Below are 17,893 nucleotides of genomic sequence, written 5' to 3' on the forward strand. Positions count from 1 at the left end.
TCGGCACGTCGAACCCAACGAGCCACATCCCGCCGAGGTACCGGCCACATCATCAGTTCATCCGAACCGGTCATGTGCGGAGGATGGGACTAGCGTTGGCCTGGTCGAGACGCTCGGGCATACGCTCGGCCTGGATGGGGGGATCCCGAGACAATACTGCCAGCAGATGCGTCCGCTCCCGGCGATCAGCCGGCCGACAGCGGCACATGGAGCGTCACCGTCGAAGACCTGGCATCTGGCCACAATCTCCCCGACAAACCGGCTGTCCGCGACGGTCGGATATACCTCAGCGCCATGCGCGGGCTTCGGGCCGAGTTGAAGGAGATCCAGAACAGAGAACCCCCGGGCACCTCTACCTCGGCTCGCGATCCAGATCGAGAATTGCTCTGGCCGCACTTCCACAGTCGGCGCGAACACGCCATCCGTGCACACATCATGGATGACATCGGCGCCCACGCGATCGTCGAAGACGCCCAGCGAGGCTTTCCACGTGAATCAGGAGACCTGACGGTGGACCTGGCCGAGGTGTGGCTGGAGGACACACTCCTTCCGCGCACCAGCGCGCCCTTGGGAGACATCGGCTTTCAGGGCGATGCTGCGTGTTCTCACGGCCTGGTACGAGCGATCTCCCGGCGAGTTCACGGTGGACTGGGAATGGGGCGAGCTGATCGACAACGCGGCCGCTGAAGCCCTTCGGAACAACACCGCTCGGCGCTACAACGCCATGAAGGCGGAATCGGCCGCCGACCGACTGTACAACGAGTTCAGATCCTTGCGTATCGCTGCCCGGAGGAAATTCCGAAGCGTCGAAGGCAGGTGACGCTGAACGCAGCGCTCCTGGCTTCGGGGGCAGATGTCGCGGAAGGGACCGGGCGGCCCTGTGACCTGGGACGCTGGGCGGATTCGCGCCGCTGACCTGCGCAGATGGCCTCTCGGCTGTTTCACGCTCGTGCTCGTTGACGCGGCCGGAAGTCCCAGAATGTCCCAGAGGGCTCCCAGTGCTGACCGACGCTCTTCGGCTCTAGTCAGGGTGAGGCAGCGCGGTGAGGGCTGCATCAGCCGCTGCGCGGGAAGCTGAGGAAGCTGGCTGACCGCGGCTGGCTGCACAAACGCCCCGACGGCAAACGCCCCGACGGGAAGTTGGCTGGCGATACGGTCGATGCCGACGCCCTTGTCGTACAGGGCGTGGGTCTCGGCGTGAAGGAGTGGCGGCGGGAGCGGGACGTGCTCCAGGCCGCGTGGGCCTGGGAGGAGAGCCACATCCCGGCCGATGAGCGGGAGCGGATCCAGGCCGCGGAGCACGCGCTGTGTTTCCGGTTCGGCCCCCGTCATGGCTGCGGCAACCGGCGACATCGACCCGTAGCTGGGCACAGGCGAGCAATGTGGGTCAGCTCGTGCCAGGACAGGTCGGTGTGGGCCGACGGTTCGGCTCGACGCGAGTGTGCGCTGGTGATCCCTGGTCAGCGGCGGCCGGTGGCCAGGATGACGAGGAACTGGCCGCCGCCCGGCTCGATGTCGGCGGTCACCGGCAGCCCCGGTACCAGTCGGGAGAACCGGTCCACCAGCCAATCCGCCGCCTCTTGGGCGTCCCGCCTGGTCGGACAACGGCCCACCATCTCGCGTCCCCCCTTGCGCTCCAGCCTCCCGGCAACGGTGATCAGCGGCGCGGGTTCGACCACGTACAGGCGGTCCGGCCAGGCGATGACCACCTTGACCGCGCCCTTGCGGGTGTTGCATCCGCGGTGCGCGAGCCGCTCGGCGACCTTGGCCTTCCGGTCGGCAGTCCGGCTGTCGACGCTGGGCCCCCGCGGGTCGTTCACCGACTCGTCGGGGTCGACCGCTTCGTCACACACCCAGCACCGCCAGCCGTCGCGCTCGGCCACATCATCAAGGAGACTCATCCGAGCAAAGTAGCCTGCCCGGCCGCCACCCCGCGCACCAGGGCCCCGGCAAAGTCTTAACACCGGCCAACAATGCTGCAACGCCTGGTAACCAGCGTCACCGATGCTTTGACCTGTGTGAATGCCGATACGTTGATGGCCCACCAAGGTACCGGGGCGGTGGGCCCGAGGGCCTCAAGGCATCGAGGGAACCTCACGGCACCACAGCCCGAGGCCGGGCCCGCGACCGGCACTGGTCCCGAAGAAGGGCACGTCGGGCCTGCCACAGCCCCGGTCCGGCTCGGCCGCCCCTCAACAGCGCACCTCCGCACGTCCCTACACGACCGTGGAGCAGGAGAAGGCGGCGCTGGACCTCGTGCGCAGGGCTCTGGCGCTGGACGAGACCGAGCTGCGCGACCTGAGGGCCCCAGCACGGCCCGGGCGCGGACGCGGTGGACGAGCTGGCCCGGTTCTACGAACTCAAGACGTACGGCGGTGCCAAGCCGGACACGATCCAACTCACCCCCGCGGAGTTCCAGCGGGCGATCGAGAGCGACGCCTTCTTCCTCGTGGTCGTCTCCGGCCTGGAGGCGGGAACGGCGCCGGTCACCGTACAGATCATCCTGGAGCCGCTGAAGCACCTGCCCTACCGGCCGAGCGGCAACGTGCTGGTCTCCGGCATCCGGGGCGCGCAGAGCCTTGTCTACCCGTTCGAGAGCACGGAGTAGCCCCCGGCCATGACAGCCTTCACAGTGACGACAACGACACGAGACCGGGATTCGGAGCTGCCCCCTACCGTAGGGACCGAAGTGCCGCAGGGGTGGCGGCAGAGGAAGGGGACGTACAAGCATGCGCAGGGTTCCGCCGGAGATGTTCCGGTTCACCACGGGGGAGAAGTCCGACCTGAACGGGGCCGTCCTCGAGGCCTTCGGCGTGGCAGGCGAACACCTGGAGACCACGCTCGCGCTCGACGGCGTACGCGAGCGGCTGCGTGCGGTGGGCTGGATCGCGGACCTCGAGGACGAGGAACTGCATGACACGCTGAAACGGCTGGTGGGGTGGGAACTCCTCGATGTGGTCCACAACCACGCCGAGAACTACCGCACGGCCGAGGAGTATGAGCGGCGCAACCTGCACTACTCGCTGACCCGCCGGGGCGAGGCCGCGCTGGCAGGGCTGCGACACGCCCTGGAGGTGCTGGCCTCGACGGGGGCGCTGCAGACCGCAGTGCTCGAGGCGATCACCGATCGGCTCGACGAGCTGACCGTGCTGTCCGGTGAACCCGCCGCGGCCGACCGCCGGATCTTCAGCACCGTTCGGGAGCTGGAGGGCCATCTGGAGGCCCTGGTGGAGAACACCAAGGCCTTCAACGGTCAGCTGCAGCGGCTCCTGCGCGCCGAGGGCGTGGACCTGGACGTGTTCCGTGAGGTCAAGGCCGCCACCGTCGCGTACCTCCAGGAGTTCCTGGTCAATCTCGACCGGCGCGGCGAGACGGTCGCTGCAGCCGTGGCCCGCGTGGAGGAGCAGGGCATCGCGGTGCTGCGCCAGCGGGCCCTGCGGGGGGCAGAGCTACCACCGGTGCCGGGGGAGGACCCAGCGGCCGGCTGGCTGGAGAGCCGGCGGGCGCGCTGGTCGGGCCTGCGGGCCTGGTTCCTGCCGGACGACGGGACGCGCCCCCGGATCGAGCAGCTGCACGACATCGCCCGGCGCGCCATCGTCTCCCTCCTGCAGGTCCTGGAGCGGATCAACGAGTCCCGGCGCCGCTCCTCCAGCGCGGTACAGGACTTCCGGGAGCTGGCGCGCTGGTTCGCGGCGGCTCCCGAGGAGGACGACCTGCACCGGCTGTGGTCGACGGCCTTCGGTCTTGGATCGGCGCGCCACGCCCACCTCGCCCACCCCGACCCGGAGCTGATCTCCTCGTCCCGTTCCTGGTCCGAGGCGCCGCCGGTGGAGGTGTCGGCGCTGCTGCGGACCAGTGGACGGACGGAGCGCTTCACGCGCACCGGCAAAGTGAGGGACGTGGCGGCCGTGAGGGCCGAGCGTGCCGAGCGGGCTCGTGCGGAGCGGGTGGAACTCGCGCGCGCCTGGCAGGCGCTGGAGACGGACGGACCTGTGCGGCTCTCCTCCTTCGGCGCACTGGACCCGGCGGTCTTCGACCACCTGCTGGACCTGTTGGGCCGGGCCCTGGACGCCCCGTCGGACGCGGGCGGTCTGCGCCGGGCCACGACCGGGGACGGCAGGGTGGAGGTCGCGCTGTCGCCGCCCCCCGACGCGCGTACCGCCGTATTGCACACCGCGAAGGGGACTCTGGCAGGCCCGGACTACGTCGTCCACATCATGACCGCGGGCGGAGCGACCGCTTTCCCGGCGGTCCGCGCCGCCATGGGACAGGAGACGGCCGGATGAGCACGCTCGCCAACCAACTGGCTTCCGCGGAACGGGAGGAGGTCGCCCGTGCCATCCGCCTCCTCCTGGCCCGTCCACTGCTCACCGAGGCCGCCGACCCGACCGGTTTCGAACTGGTACGACGTCGTCGTGACCCGCTGGCTCGTTGGTTCGACTACACGTGCGGCTGGAGCCTGGTCGTGGAGCCCCGTCGCGGGTATGCCCGCCTCACCAAGATCCGCGCGAATCCCGACGGCTCCCGCCCGGCGCGCAGAGCACGGTCCGGTCGGGCCCCCTTCGACCGTCGGCGCTACGTACTGCTCTGCGTCACAGCGGCCGAGCTGCTCTTGATGCCGATGACGACCATCGGCATGCTCGCCGACCGCGTCGTCCAGGCAACGGCGGCCGACCGAGCACTCCCGGCATTCGACCCGGTGCACCGGCCGGAGCGGATGGCTTTCGTCGACGTCCTGAAGCTGCTGGAGTCGTACGACGTGCTGCGCGCCGTGGACGGGTCGACCGAGGCGTACGCCGACTCCGCGGAGGCGAAGGTGCTCTACCGGGTGGACAACACGCTGCTGATGCGGCTGCCGGCCGCGCCCGTCGGCGCCTCCCGGCTCGCAGTGCCCCCGGACCAGGTGCCCGCACGGTTCGAGGACCTCCTCACCGGCCTGGTGCGGGAGCGCCGCTACGGCGGCACGGCCGTCGACGGGACGGCCGACGAGTCGCCCGGTGAGGGCGCCACCACGGACGCCCAACGCAACCTGAAACTACGCCACTCGGTGCTCCGCCGCCTCTTCGACGACCCCGTGCTGTACCGGGCCGACCTTGCCGAGGACGAGCTCGCGTACGTCACCTCCCTGACCGGCCGCCAGATCCTGCGCCGCTCGGTCGAACAAGCCGGCTTCCTCTTGGAAGAACGGGCCGAGGGCTTCCTCCTCGTCGATCCGGACGGTATCGCCACCGACGTCCGCTTCCCAGACGACACTTCCACCGCCCGTGTTGCCGCGTTGCTTCTCCTCGAACCACTCTGCGCAACTCCCGCAGGGTTGCTGTCCGAGCAACTGGCCGAGGCCGGGGCCGATCAGCTGCGTCGCTACCCGGGCTGGGCCAAGGCGTACCAGTCCGAGGATGGTCCGGCACGGCTGGCCGACGACGCCGTACGCGTCCTGCTCGACGTCGGCCTGGCCGACAGAGCTTGGGGCCGCGTCGTCGCACGACCGGCCGCATACCGCTACCGCCTGACGGAGACCACGAGCCCGGGCCCGAAGAGTGACCCGGAAGGCACTACCGCTTCCAGCGGCGTCGCCGCGGAAGGAGACACGCAGTGAACGTGACAGAGCTTCCCCTCCAGCGGCGACCCGAGGAGAGCACCGAGCTGCCGCCCGCTCGAGAGCCGGACGCCACCCGCAGCCGCTGGCAGCCCCACCGCGCGGGCATCCTCAACGTCTGGCGCTACTACGACGAGACCTTCACCTTCCACCAGGGGCGTCTGCTGCTGCGTGGTCAGAACGGCTCCGGCAAGTCCAAGGCCCTGGAACTGCTGCTCCCCTTCCTCTTCGACGCCAGCCTCCGTCCCAACCGCCTGTCCACGTTCGGCGGTTCGGAACGAACCATGCACTGGAACATGCTGGGTGCGGGAGCCTCCGGCAAGACGCGCGTGGGGTACGTGTGGATGGAGTTCCGCCGCGTCGGTGACGACGGCGCCGAACAGTGGTTCGGCTGCGGTGCTCGCCTGCACGCGAGCGTGCACACCAGTACGGCACACGCTGAGTACTTCACCACCGGCTCCCGGATCGCCCACCCCGACGGCGTACCACTCGTCAACGAGGCGGGGCAGCCCCCGACCAAGGCCGCTCTCGCCGAAGCTCTTCGCGACCAAGGCGAGGTGTACCCGTCAGCCACCGACTACCGCACCGCTGTCCGGCGCGCGCTCTTCGCAGGCATGGCGGAGCAGCGGTACGAATCGCTGCTCTCCGCGCTGCTCCAGCTGCGCCAGCCCAAGCTGTCCGAACGACTCGACCCTTCCCTGCTGTCCACCCTGCTGTCCCGCGCCCTGCCCCCGCTCGGTGAGGGAGAGATCACCGAGCTCGCCGAGGGCTTCGAGCGTCTGGACCGGCAACGCGACCACCTCGACCGGCTCGACGCCGAAGTAGCAGCGGCCGAGACCGTCGCATCCCGGCAGCGCGCCTACGCCCGCCGGGTACTGCGCGCCGGTGCGGCCGGACTGATCTCCGCGACGACCGACATGGACGACCTCACCCGCGCCGCCCGCCAGAGCGATGAGGAACTCGACGAGGCGCTCGCGGAACGCGAGTCGACCCAGATCCTGCGCGACGAACAGGAGCTGCGGGCACACGTCCTGGACGAGACCGTCGAGGGACTGCGTGAGAGCGACGCGTACCAGAAGGGGGAGGAGCTCGACCGACTCCGCCGCGACACCGCAGACCTGGTCGCAGCCGCCAAGGAGCGGCATATGACCGCTCGGTCCGCCAGGACCGGAGCGGAGGAGGACCGGAAGCTCGCCGACGAGACAGCGGGGCACGCCCGCACCTTCGACGAGCACGCGCGTGAAGCCGCGGACGAAGCACACCGGTCGGCCCGGGCCTCGGGCATGGAATCCGTCCACCACGAAGTGGAGGCGATTCTCGACGTGAAACCGGCGGCGCCTCTCAGCGACGGCCTGGGGAACGGGACAGGCGGCCGACGACCCGAGAATTCCGGTGCCATCGCTCGTACGCCGGGAGAGGACGCAGCCCGCCGGGCCCGCCGACTGCTCCGGGGCGCGGTCACCGCCCGACGCGAGCAGGTCACCCACATCACCGAGGCGATCGAGGAGCACGACCGCGCGGTGCGCGACCGGGGCACTGCTGAGGGCCTGCTGGACGAGGCACGCACCAGGCTCGGGGAGGCGATCGTTCACAGGGACGAGACCGCCGGAGCCTGGGACGACGCCGTCGCCGGGCAGGCGGAACGGCTGCTGGCCTGGGCTGCGGACTGCACGGAGCTGAGCATCGCCGATCCCGGCGAACTGGCGGCCAAGGCGGCGGTCGAAGCAGATGTGCGCGCGTTGGTCGATGCCGCCGCGCGACCGCTGGACCAGGGGATCACCACGGCGCGAGTCGGTGTACGAGCCGCACACCGAGGTCTGGGGGAGGAGCGGGACAGGCTTGACGAGGAGGTGCGTCGGCTCAGCGGCGAGAGCGACCTTCCGCCGCCCGCTCCGCTCACTCGCACCACCGTCCGCACAACGGCGGCGGGAGCACCATTGTGGCGGCTGGTGGCCTTCCACGAAGGCGTTCCGGTCGCCGTCCAGGCAGCGGTAGAAGCCGCACTGGAGGCCTCGGGTCTCCTTGATGCGTGGGTCAGCCCTTCTGAAGGGATCACGCTGCCGGGTCACGACACCCGTGTCGAGGCCGCCCTGGCCGCAGCCGCCCCGGGGCTCAGCCTGCTCGACGTGCTGCGGCCAGAGGCGAACATCCCCGTACCGGCCGACACCGTGACCCGAATCCTTGTCGGCGTTGCTTACGGCACCACCCTTCCCAGCGGCCACCAGGCTGCCGTTTCCGCCGGAGGAGCCTGGCGCCTGGGTCCGGCCACCGGGACCTGGAGCAAGCCGGAACCCGCCTTCATCGGTGCTCTCGCCCGGCAGCGGACCCGGCAACGCAGGATCGCCGAACTGACCGGGCGTATCGAGGAGACGGACGCCGCCCTCGCTGCCCTCGACGACCAGCTGTACGAGCTCGATGCCCGAGCCGCCCGGCTGGACGCTGACCAGGCCGCCCGGCCCGACCACCGAGAACTCGACGCGCGCCGACGGGACTGGGACCGGGCCGAGGAGGTGGTGGCCGCCAGGGACGAGGTCGTACGCGACGCGACCATGCACCTCGCCCGGCGCGAGACAGAGGTGGCCGACGCGCTGCGCATGCTGAGCCGCCGGGCGGCAGAACACGGACTGCCCACTGACCGCGACCGGTTGCGGAGCCTCTCCGGCGACATCGAGAGGTTCCGCGACCTCGCCGACAGCTGGGTCGATGCCCGTCTTACAGCGGCTACCGCCGCCGAGCGGGCTCGGCAGACGGCCACGCAGGCAGACCGGTCCCGCCGCATCGCGGACGAGAGTGCCGGGGACGCGGCCGTCGCCGAGGCGAAGGCTGTCGGGATGACGGCGCGCCTGCAAGCGGTGGAGGCGACCGTCGGAGAGGACTACCGACAGATCGTCGCTCGCGTCGCGGAGGCGCGCGCCGAACGGGACCGCTGCCGGGACGACGCCCGGCGGGCGAACCGTCTCCTCGTGGACCTGGAAGGGCACATCGGAGAACTGAAAGCCACGAGCAGCCAGGACGCCGAGCGACGGGAGAAGGCCGTCGCGGCCCGGGACGGCGCGGCACACCGGTTCCGGCACCTGTGCCTCGTCGGCCTGGCCGAGGACGCCGGAATCGCACCGGAACTCGACTTCGGGGACGGCACCAAGGCCACTCTGGAGGCCGCCCGCGCCACCGCGGCCCAGTGGCCCGGGCTCCCGCACGCGCTACGGAACCTCGGCGACGCCGCGACCCGCCTCTCCGAAGCCGTCCACGAGGCCCGTGGACACCTTGGTGTCCGTGCCGACCTGGCTCTGGAGCCCGACGATGACGTCCAGCTCTTCACCGCCACCCTGGATGGCGTACGCGTCGGAGCGACCGGCCTGCTCACCACGCTCACCCAGGAACGCGACCGCAGCCGTGGCGACATCAGCACCGCAGAGCGGCGTCTCTTCGACCAGATCCTTACCGGTGACATCCGTCGTCACCTCGCCGCCCGAATCCGCCGGGCCGGCGAACTCGTCGCGCACATGAACGGGCACTTGGAGCGGGTCCGTACCGCCTCCAACGTCGCGGTCCAGCTCGTCTGGGACGTCCGCCCAGACCTCCCCGACAGCACCCGCACTGCCCGCCAGCTGCTCCTGAAGGACCCCGGCCGGGTCACCGAGTCCGACCGGGAGGCCCTGCACGCCTTCTTCCGCGGCCGCATCGAGGAGGCCAAGAACAGCGACACGGCCGCGAGCTGGGAGGAGCACCTCGGTGAGGTGCTCGACTACACCGCCTGGCACAGCTTCACCGTCCGTCTCGACCGGGCGGACGGAAACGGCTGGCAGCCGCTGACCAAGCGCCTGCACGGTGCTCTCTCGGGAGGGGAGAAGGCCATCGCCCTGCACCTGCCGCTGTTCGCCGCCGTCGCCGCCCACTACGAGGACGTGCCCCTGGGGCCCCGTCTGATCCTGCTCGACGAGGTCTTCGTCGGCGTCGACACCGTCAACCGAGGACAAATCTTCGCCCTGCTCGCCGCACTCGACCTGGACCTCATGATCACCTCCGACCACGAGTGGGGCACCTACCGCGAGCTGCCCGGTATCGCCGTCCACCAACTCCTCACCGATGGCAACGACGAAGCCGTCACCAGCGCGCGCTTCGTCTGGAACGGCACCGGCATGGAGGCGGAATGACGGCCGCGGACGCCACGACCGCCACAGAACCGGCACCGGGCGAAGCCACCCTGCGCCGCCCCGAACTCCGCCCCCTCTGGCAGACGGTCCACGACCGTCTCTCTTCTGGCCGCCCCGTCGCGCGTGTACGCCTCGGGCCGCTGGACGAGCCCCAGCGGGAGGCCCTCGCCGATCTTCTCGGCCTCGACCGCCTGCCGGACCCCCGCCCCTCCGTTGCTCTGGCCCGCTTGGAGGAAGCCGTCACCGAACTCTCCGGCCGTACCGTCCCAGAGGTCGTCACCGCACTCGTCGGACCGCTCGGCGACAGAGCCGGCGAGCGGCGCCGCCAGGACGACGAACGCTCAGGGCTGTGGGCCTGGCTGGCCGGTCATGACACGCTACGGGCGCAGCCGGTGTTCGCCAATTGGGCCGCTTCCTGTCGGGCCGCTGGCCTGGTCGGCGGCTCGGCGGAACGTACCCGTACGCTGCTCACCGATGCGCTCAGGGTGCTCGCCGAACTCCCCGGTCAGGCCGAACCCTTGCCCGTCTTCGCCGCCCGGGTTCTGAACGGCCACGCGCACGCTCTCGACGACGGCACACCTCTCTCCACGCTCGTCCTGCGCGCCCTAGCGACCCTGTACGACGCTACTCCACCGCAGTCCGCAGCGGAACGGCGCGCCCTGTGGACCCAAGCGGGCGTCGCAGATGACGAGCTGTCCGCCACCGTCGTCGTCGGCGGACTGCGCCTCGTCGGCGACGGCCTGCTTGCCCGTGTGGCCCGCCTGTGCACCGAGGCAGGTCAGGCAGCCAGCCTGACCCTCGCCCACGTCCGGAACCCGGGTGAGCTCACCTTGCCCGCCGCCCTTGCCCCACACGTCGTCCACGTGGTGGAGAACCCCAGCATCTTGGCCCTCGCCCTTCGCCGCTTCGGCCCCGACTGCCCGCCGCTCGTCTGCACGTCCGGCTGGCCCAACAGCGCCGCGATCCAGCTCCTGCGCCTACTCGTCGACCGGGGTGCCGCTCTTCGTTACCACGGTGACTTCGATGGCGAGGGCATCCGCATCGCCGCATACGTCTTGGACAAGACGGGGGCGCACCCCTGGCGTATGACGGCAGGGGACTACCGAGCCGCGGTCGCCTGCAACGCGCGCGGCCCTCACCCCGGGCGCATTACCGAAGCGCCGTGGGATCCCGAGCTGGCTGAAGTAATGGCGGAGCACGGCATCGCCATGGTCGAGGAGCTGGTGGCCGATGTGCTGTTGGAAGACCTCGCTGCTACGGCGCGGCCGGAGTGCTCCTCTGGCCGTTTGTGACGCTCCAGACGCCCGAAAGGGTGCTCGGAGCGGCCGTATACCCGCGCTGACCTGCAACTATGTTCGCTCCCGCTCTGCGCGACATCTTTCGATGACGCATCACGTGGAAGGTGCGATCGAGTACCTTGACGGTTGTCTTAACGGAGGTTGGTGGAGTCGAGGGTTAGCAACCTATACAACCCGTGGAGCGTGTTGCGGGGATGCAGGTTGGGTGCCTTGGGTGTTCACGAGTATCGCTGACGGGGTATGCGTGAAGCCCTTGAAGATCGCTGCCTGCTGCCGAGTGATCGTTTGCTGAAGTGAGGGGCGGATCAGTCCTACCAGAAGTCTCAGCGATGGGCCCCGGTGATCCGCTCGGCGTATGCGGGCAGTATGTACGGCCTGCTGCCCTGCCAGATGTTGTCCGGGCAGAAGGCGAAGTGCTCGGCCGTGATCAGGATAGCCTCGTGCTCGTTCGCCGGTGGCGCGCCGATGCTGAGGTGCAGCGTGGAAAAGCCGACCGCGACGGGACGGGCGCCGAACCGGTGTTCCCAGTCGCGGACGACCGCGGAGAACTTCGCGGTGTCGTTGTCGTAGTTGCAGGGTCGGGCCCAGTCCGCGGGCGTCGGCGCCTCGGCACGGGACGCTGCGGCGATTGTCAACGGCCAGACGGAAGGCGGGTGTCAGCACGTCGTCGCCGGAGCCGCGGATGTGGAGCATAATCGAGCCCACTGGGTCTTATGGGCCGATGTTGAGTTCGATTGACCGAGTGGGGCCGGAAAGTTCGCCCCAGGTGGGGTCCGAGAGATCAGCTTCGGGAACGGCCTGGGTGACAGTCGCGAGTGCATCGTGTCGCCGGCCGAGCGGGTCCGGGGAGTGGTCAGCGGGGATCTCGTGCACCGAGGTGACGTCGTCGGGCAGGTGGAAGTGGAGCACGTCCCAGCTCATGGCGGCCTTCCGAGCAGAAGTTGAGGAGTGTGGCTCTGGCGGCGGTCAGAGAGATGAGGGCGCCTGGGTCGGCCGACCGCAGTCGGCTCCGTGTCTCGCGTCCGTCAGCCGCCCGTGAGTAGGCGTTCGCGCTCGGCCGCCACGATCTCCCGCGCCAGCTCAGCGTCCGTGATATCGAACGCTTCCGGGGCGCTGTCGGCGGTTTCGGAGACGCGGGCAAACTCCGCGAAGAGTTGGTTCTTGCGCGCCAGGATCTCAATGATGCGCTGGTCGATGCCTTCTTCGGAGAGCAGGCGGTGTACTTGTACCGACTCCAGCTGCCCCATCCTGTGGGAGCGGCCGATGGCTTGCCATTCGGTCGTCGGCTTGAGCTGGGGCTCGCAGATCACGACGACCGATGCCGACTGAATGTTCAGACCGACGCCGCCTGCCACGATCTGCGCGACGAGGACGGCCCCATGGCGGGCTTGGGAGAACTCGTCGACCATGCTCTGTCGCCTCGCGGCGGGTACGGAGCCGGTAAGTGGCCCGAACACTTTTCCCGGAAGGACCGACGCCACTTCGTCGAGGACGTCACGGAAGTACGAGAAGACCAGCACCTTGCGCTCGTTGTCCTCTGCCTCCTGGACGATGTCGATGAGGCGCTGCATCTTCTCGGACTTGGCGCCGGCGCGTAGCGCGGCCTGGCGCATGGCCATGAAGTTGCCCTCGATGACAGCCGCTCGGTAGTGCTGCTCGTCCGCGCTGGACATCGGCATCCACTCGTCGACTTCGAACCGCTCCGGGAGCTCGGTGAGGACGTCTTCCTGATTGCGTCGCAGGTAGGCCGGGGCCACCTGCTTCCGGAACTGGCGAGGAGCGATTTCCGAGGCACTGATCGACAGGTCTGGCCGGAGGTAGCCGACGAGATTGCGGAATTCCTCGATCCGGTTCTCCAGCGGGGTGCCGGTCAGGAGGACTGCTCGCTCCGATGTGTGGATGAGGGCCGTGGAGCGTCGGGTTCGCTGGGCGTCCGGATTCTTGATGTAGTGCGCTTCGTCGAACACCAGGCATGCGGGTTCGGCGCGTTCGGGGATCCGGCCTTCCAGCCAACCGAGGGTGTCGTAGGTGGTGACCGCGACTCCACCGTTGCGGATCCAGGACTTCAGTGCGTCGTCGCGACCGGGCCCGTGCAGGCGATACGCGCGCAGATCGGACTTGGCCTGGACTTCGCGCACCCAGTTGGTCACGACGGCGGCTGGGCACACGACCAGGAAGTGGGAGGAGCCCTTGGCGCGCAAGTGGGCGAGTACGGCGAGTGATTCGACCGTCTTTCCCAGACCCATCTCGTCGCCGATGATGACCTTCCGTTGCACGATCGCGAAGCGGGCACCGAATGACTGGTACCCACGCAGGGACACTTTCAGATGGCTGGTGTCGAGCTTGAGTTCCCTGACCGCCTCGACGATTTCGGTCGGTAGGTCGCCTTGGCTCTTCTCGGCGTCGTCAGCCAGGAATCCGCGCTCCGCGAGCATCGCGTAGTAGTCGGCCGGGCGGGCGATGAAATCCTCCCAAGGATCACCGCCTGCGGCGTCGTCCCCACCGTTGAGCACCGCCCCGCGGCGCTCGACGGCCGCCAGCGCGGTACGCAACTCGGCGACGGTCCGGGCCTGGGGGACAAGAACCACGTGGGAGGTCCGGGGATCAAGACTCTGGAGGAGCGGTCGTACCGCGTCGGCGGCGGCGAGGTCCGCTGTCGCGCTGCGGATCGAGCGTGCCGCGTCCCAAGCCAGCATCGCCTTGAGGAGCTTCGTGGTGGCGCGGGATCGGTTCTTGATGTCGATCCGGACCGGCATCTCGTCCAGCGTGGTCTGCAAGATGGTCCGCGCGGCGCCGACCATCCGGTTGCCCGTCGTCTCACCGACTCCGGGGAGCGATCGAATCCGTGATTTCTGGTCGAGGACCTGCTGCACGTTCCTGATTCCGGCATCGATCAGCGCCGTGATGCGCAGTTGGCCGTTGGTTGCGTCCTTGAGCCGCTCGACGGGCATTTCGGCGACCAGCTTGCGAGCCTCGGCCTGACGGACGGCATTGCCGGCGGCATTGACTGCCGTTCTGAACTCGTCCTCGCGCTGCAGGGCCTGATCGATCGCGCTGATCGCGGTCTTGGCGTCGGCCAGTTCATGCCGCCCGACGAGTTCGGCTCGGCCGCCGAGGCGCGGGGCGAAGCCGACCGTGTCATCGAGGATGGCCGAGAGCCCGATTGCGGGGACAGCCTTCCTGTCCCATGCTGCCAGGCTTTCCAACTCGGTTACGAGTTGGGTGCTCGCAGCCCACTCGTGGAGGGATTTCAGGTATGTCGCAGCTTGCCCTGCTTCATCCTTGCGGCTCTTGCCCGACAATATCCGGCGGGCACCGAACAGCGCCCGGACGGCCGTCAGCGCCCGGCCGACGTCGTTGGTCAACTGGTGGATGCCCTGCTGGGCATTCGCCGTGAGCGCCGGAAGAGCCTGACGGCAGGCCAGGGAGGTCACCAGGCCGACATCGGACGGCGAGACCTGCAGTACGCGCCATGCGGTGGTGGCTCCGGTCCCGAGAGAAGCCACTCGGCCGAGGAACTGCCTGGCGGCGTTTTCCGCCGCTGCCTCGACGGGCTCACGTTCCTCGACGATCCCCGCCGCGAGCTTGCGCCACCCGCTGACGTCCTCCACCACACCACGAAGGTGCTGACGTTCTTCTCGTTCCATTGCCCCCGCCGACTCGCATGACCTCTGCGAAGATTAGCGACCCCGGTTGACGAAGTCGACGGGACCACGAAACCGCCGGAACGTCCGAGTAGCGTTCGCAGGTTGCCAACCAGGAGGTTCTGTACGTGCTGCTCGAGGAGCTCAAGCCGGGTCTGCGGATCGACGGACTCATACCGGCGGAGGTCGTCACGGTCATCGCCGCCCAGTGGCACGGTGCGAACGCACTCGAGCTGACCTACAAGACCGCCGCGGGCGGCCTCGACCAGCGGGTCGTCTTCCGAAAGGACGAGGACAAGCTGAGCGTCGCCCACAGCGGCAGCCGCGCCTTCGACGCGAACGCAAGTGACTTCAAGCTGGTCGCCGAGGCTCAGCGGATCTCACTGGCCGGCCTGTTCGACCCGATGCTCGCCGTGGCGACCAGCGACGTTCAGCCGCTCCCGCACCAGATCCGCGCCGTGTACGGCGAGCTCATGCCCCGTACACCGCTGCGCTTCCTGCTCGCCGACGATCCGGGCGCAGGGAAGACCATCATGGCTGGGCTCTATATCAAGGAGCTCCTGCTGCGCGATGACGTCAAGCAGTGCCTCATCGTGGCTCCGGGAGGCCTGGTCGATCAGTGGCAGGACGAGCTCTTCTTCAAGTTCGGCCTCCGCTTCGACCTGCTCACGAACCAGCTCGTCGACTCCCAGCTCAATCTCAACGTCTTCCAGACCAACCCGCTTCTGATCGCCCGCATGGACCAGCTCTCTCGTAACGAGCACCTGAAGGCGCAGCTCCAGGAGACGGAGTGGGACCTGATCGTCGTTGACGAGGCGCACCGCATGGGTGGCCACTACTTCGGTGGCAAGGTTGAGAAGACCAAACGGTTCCAGCTTGGCGAGATACTCGGCGAGATCACTCGCCACCTGCTCCTGATGACGGCGACCCCGCACTCGGGAAAGGAGGAGGACTTCCAGCTCTTCCTCACCCTGCTGGACCGTGACCGGTTCGAGGGCAGGCAGAAGAGGAGCGCCGACGTCAGCGGGATCATGCGGCGCATGATCAAGGAAGACCTGCTTACCTTCGAGGGCAGGAAGCTCTTCCCCGAGCGCATCGCGGAGACCGTCCCCTACGAACTCACGGCACTCGAGTACGACCTCTACGAGGACGTCACCCACTATGTCCGCGAGGGGATGAACCGCGCCGACCGCATCGGTGGCAAACGCAAGAACACTGTCGGTTTCGCGCTTACCGTTCTGCAGCGACGCCTGGCCTCCAGCCCCGAGGCGATCTACAAGAGCCTCGTGCGGCGTACCGAGCGCCTGGAGCGCAAGAAGCAGGAGATCCTCAACGGTACCTGTCGCGACAGCATGCCCACCATCGACCTCGCCGACTTCGACAATGGCGACCTCAATGCCGAAGAGATCGAGGAGACCGAGGAGGAACTGCTCGATGCCGCGACGGCGGCGCAGACGGTCGAGGAGCTCAACGTCGAGCTCATCGAGCTGAGGGCGTTGGTGAAGACGGCGCAGCGGGTCCGAGAAGCAGGTACGGACCGCAAGTGGACCGAGCTGTCCGCCCTCCTCCGGGACCACGCGCTGGTGACAGACGCCAATGGCTGGCCTCGGAAGCTCATCATCTTCACTGAGCACCGCGACACCCTCCAATACCTGCAGGGCAAGATCGGGTCGCTTCTGGGCAAGCCCGATGCCGTCAAGGCTATACACGGCGGCGTACGCCGGGTTGAACGGCGGCAGATCACCGAGGAGTTCACCAAGAACCGCGACGTTCAGATCCTGCTGGCCACCGACGCCGCCGGCGAGGGACTCAACCTGCAGGCCGCACACCTGATGGTCAACTACGACCTGCCCTGGAACCCCAACCGCATCGAGCAGCGCTTCGGCCGCATCCACCGCATCGGCCAGGAGGAGGTCTGCCGGCTCTGGAACCTCGTCGCCTCCAACACCCGCGAGGGCGAGGTTTTCACGCGCCTGCTGGAGAAGCTCGACCAGATGCGCGAGACGTACGGCGGGAAGGTCTTCGATGTCCTGGGAGAGGCGTTCGCCGAGACCCCGCTGCGAGACTTGTTGCTCGATGCCATCCAGTACGGTGAGCAGCCAGATGTCAAGGATAGGATGTACGAGGTCATCGACACCACCGTCGGAGACGGCCTCAAAAACCTCCTGGACGAGCGTGCGCTCGCTTCGGAGCACCTCTCGGATGCCGATCTTCGCGCCCTGCGCGCCGCGATGGACGAAACCCGCGCCCGACGTCTTCAGTCGCACCACATCGAATCGACCTTCCAGGACGCCTTTACCCGGCTCGGTGGTCGGATCGTCAAGCGCGAACAAGGGCGTTACGAGATAGCCAACGTGCCCCAGCACATCCGCTCAGCAGGCAACGGACCGATTACCACCAAGTACGACCGCGTCACCTTCGACCTCAACCACGTCCAGCCTGACGACCGCGCCCGCGCCGACCTGCTCGCCCCCGGCCACCCGCTGCACGACGCCGTCATGGACGAAACCATCCGGAACTTCGGGGGCGCTCTTAACCAGGGCACCGTCCTTGTCTCGGCCACCCTCGAAGAACCGCACCTCCTCGTCGGGGTTGTCGAAGAGGTCGCGGACGCCACCGGTGAGTCGGTGGCCCGACGGTTCGCCTACGCCTACGTCGACAGCCACGGCACCGTGCACCCGGCCGGCCCCGCGCCCTACCTTGACTGCGCCGCGGCTCCCAATGGCGCGGCGACCGACATCGCATGCGGACTTGCCTGGCTTGCAGACGCCGAAGACAAGGCAACCAGCTGGATCATCGCCAACCAGCTTCCCGAATACCTGGCCGAGGTCCAGCCCCGTCGCCTGGCAGAGTTGATCAAGACCCGGGAACTGGTGACCAAGCGCCTGACCTCGGAGAGCGAGCGGCTGCTCCTCGATGCTGCGGCGGCCTCCGAGAAGGAACGGAGGGGCGAGAAGCCCAGGGAGTCCTCCGAGAGCCTCCACCGCAAGGCTGTCGAGCTCGATGTACGGCTTCGAAAACGTCTCGCACTGCTCGACCAGCAGCAGCTGATGTCGACGAAGCCACCGCAGATCCTCACCGCGGCGCTTGTGCTGAGCGTTTCCGATCTATCCTCTCGCGAGTGAAGATCGCTTTTGTGTGATCACGAGGAGGGCGTGAAGCGCGGCGGTCATGCGATTCGGGCTGATCCGCAACAGGTCG

The 17,893-nt window shown here is 68.5% G+C and carries 10 protein-coding genes; 7 read left to right on the forward strand and 3 right to left on the reverse strand.

Annotated elements, in window-relative coordinates; genetic code table 11:
* Positions 1 to 592 precede the first annotated feature (592 nt).
* The gene (locus tag ABZV38_RS29485; protein ID WP_356331484.1) at positions 593 to 820 is read left to right on the forward strand and encodes a hypothetical protein; all 228 of its coding nucleotides are present in this window, start codon (positions 593 to 595) and stop codon (positions 818 to 820) included.
* Between the two features lie 640 nt (positions 821 to 1,460).
* Here ABZV38_RS29485 and ABZV38_RS29490 read toward each other — a convergent pair.
* On the reverse strand, positions 1,461 to 1,901 hold the full coding sequence (locus ABZV38_RS29490; protein WP_267006468.1) for a hypothetical protein: 441 nt from the start codon (positions 1,899 to 1,901) through the stop codon (positions 1,461 to 1,463).
* Positions 1,902 to 2,332: 431 nt separating this feature from the next.
* Between ABZV38_RS29490 and ABZV38_RS29495 the strand changes: the two genes are divergently transcribed.
* The 5 genes from ABZV38_RS29495 (at position 2,333) to ABZV38_RS29515 (ending at position 11,042) form a co-directional block, all read left to right on the forward strand.
* Entirely contained in the window at positions 2,333 to 2,608 is a 276-nt protein-coding gene (locus ABZV38_RS29495; protein ID WP_356331485.1) for a hypothetical protein, read from the forward strand.
* Between the two features lie 121 nt (positions 2,609 to 2,729).
* Positions 2,730 to 4,286: a TIGR02677 family protein gene (locus ABZV38_RS29500; RefSeq protein ID WP_356331486.1), complete on the forward strand. Its 1,557-nt coding sequence runs from the start codon at positions 2,730 to 2,732 to the stop codon at positions 4,284 to 4,286.
* Positions 4,283 to 5,596 carry a TIGR02678 family protein gene (locus ABZV38_RS29505; protein WP_356331488.1) on the forward strand — a complete coding sequence of 438 codons (1,314 nt, stop codon included), beginning with the start codon at positions 4,283 to 4,285 and terminating at the stop codon, positions 5,594 to 5,596. The genes ABZV38_RS29500 and ABZV38_RS29505 overlap by 4 nt, the downstream gene beginning before the upstream one ends.
* Positions 5,593 to 9,750, forward strand: a complete 4,158-nt coding sequence (locus tag ABZV38_RS29510) for a TIGR02680 family protein (RefSeq protein WP_356331489.1) — start codon at positions 5,593 to 5,595, stop codon at positions 9,748 to 9,750. The genes ABZV38_RS29505 and ABZV38_RS29510 overlap by 4 nt, the downstream gene beginning before the upstream one ends.
* Positions 9,747 to 11,042 (forward strand): TIGR02679 family protein, encoded by a 1,296-nt coding sequence (locus tag ABZV38_RS29515; protein ID WP_356331490.1) that lies wholly within the window; start codon positions 9,747 to 9,749, stop codon positions 11,040 to 11,042. Before ABZV38_RS29510 ends, ABZV38_RS29515 begins: the two co-directional genes overlap by 4 nt.
* A 329-nt stretch (positions 11,043 to 11,371) precedes the next feature.
* Here ABZV38_RS29515 and ABZV38_RS29520 read toward each other — a convergent pair whose 3' ends face one another.
* The gene (locus tag ABZV38_RS29520) at positions 11,372 to 11,683 is read right to left on the reverse strand and encodes a DUF4253 domain-containing protein (RefSeq protein WP_356331491.1); all 312 of its coding nucleotides are present in this window, start codon (positions 11,681 to 11,683) and stop codon (positions 11,372 to 11,374) included.
* Between the two features lie 390 nt (positions 11,684 to 12,073).
* Positions 12,074 to 14,662 carry a DEAD/DEAH box helicase gene (locus ABZV38_RS29525; protein ID WP_356331492.1) on the reverse strand — a complete coding sequence of 863 codons (2,589 nt, stop codon included), beginning with the start codon at positions 14,660 to 14,662 and terminating at the stop codon, positions 12,074 to 12,076.
* Positions 14,663 to 14,820: 158 nt separating this feature from the next.
* Between ABZV38_RS29525 and ABZV38_RS29530 the strand changes: the two genes are divergently transcribed.
* Positions 14,821 to 17,817: a helicase-related protein gene (locus ABZV38_RS29530; protein WP_356331493.1), complete on the forward strand. Its 2,997-nt coding sequence runs from the start codon at positions 14,821 to 14,823 to the stop codon at positions 17,815 to 17,817.
* Positions 17,818 to 17,893: the final 76 nt, after the last annotated feature.

It is taken from the genome of Streptomyces sp. NPDC005181, assembly GCF_040608395.1.
GTDB lineage: Bacteria > Actinomycetota > Actinomycetes > Streptomycetales > Streptomycetaceae > Streptomyces.

Bases quoted from the DNA above. Each gene is read 5' to 3' on its own strand.
- ABZV38_RS29485 (WP_356331484.1), top strand. From the start codon at position 593: ATGCTGCGTGTTCTCACGGCCTGGTACGAGCGATCTCCCGGCGAGTTC.
- ABZV38_RS29490 (WP_267006468.1), bottom strand. From the start codon at position 1,901: ATGAGTCTCCTTGATGATGTGGCCGAGCGCGACGGCTGGCGGTGCTGG.
- ABZV38_RS29500 (WP_356331486.1), top strand. From the start codon at position 2,730: ATGCGCAGGGTTCCGCCGGAGATGTTCCGGTTCACCACGGGGGAGAAG.
- ABZV38_RS29505 (WP_356331488.1), top strand. From the start codon at position 4,283: ATGAGCACGCTCGCCAACCAACTGGCTTCCGCGGAACGGGAGGAGGTC.
- ABZV38_RS29515 (WP_356331490.1), top strand. From the start codon at position 9,747: ATGACGGCCGCGGACGCCACGACCGCCACAGAACCGGCACCGGGCGAA.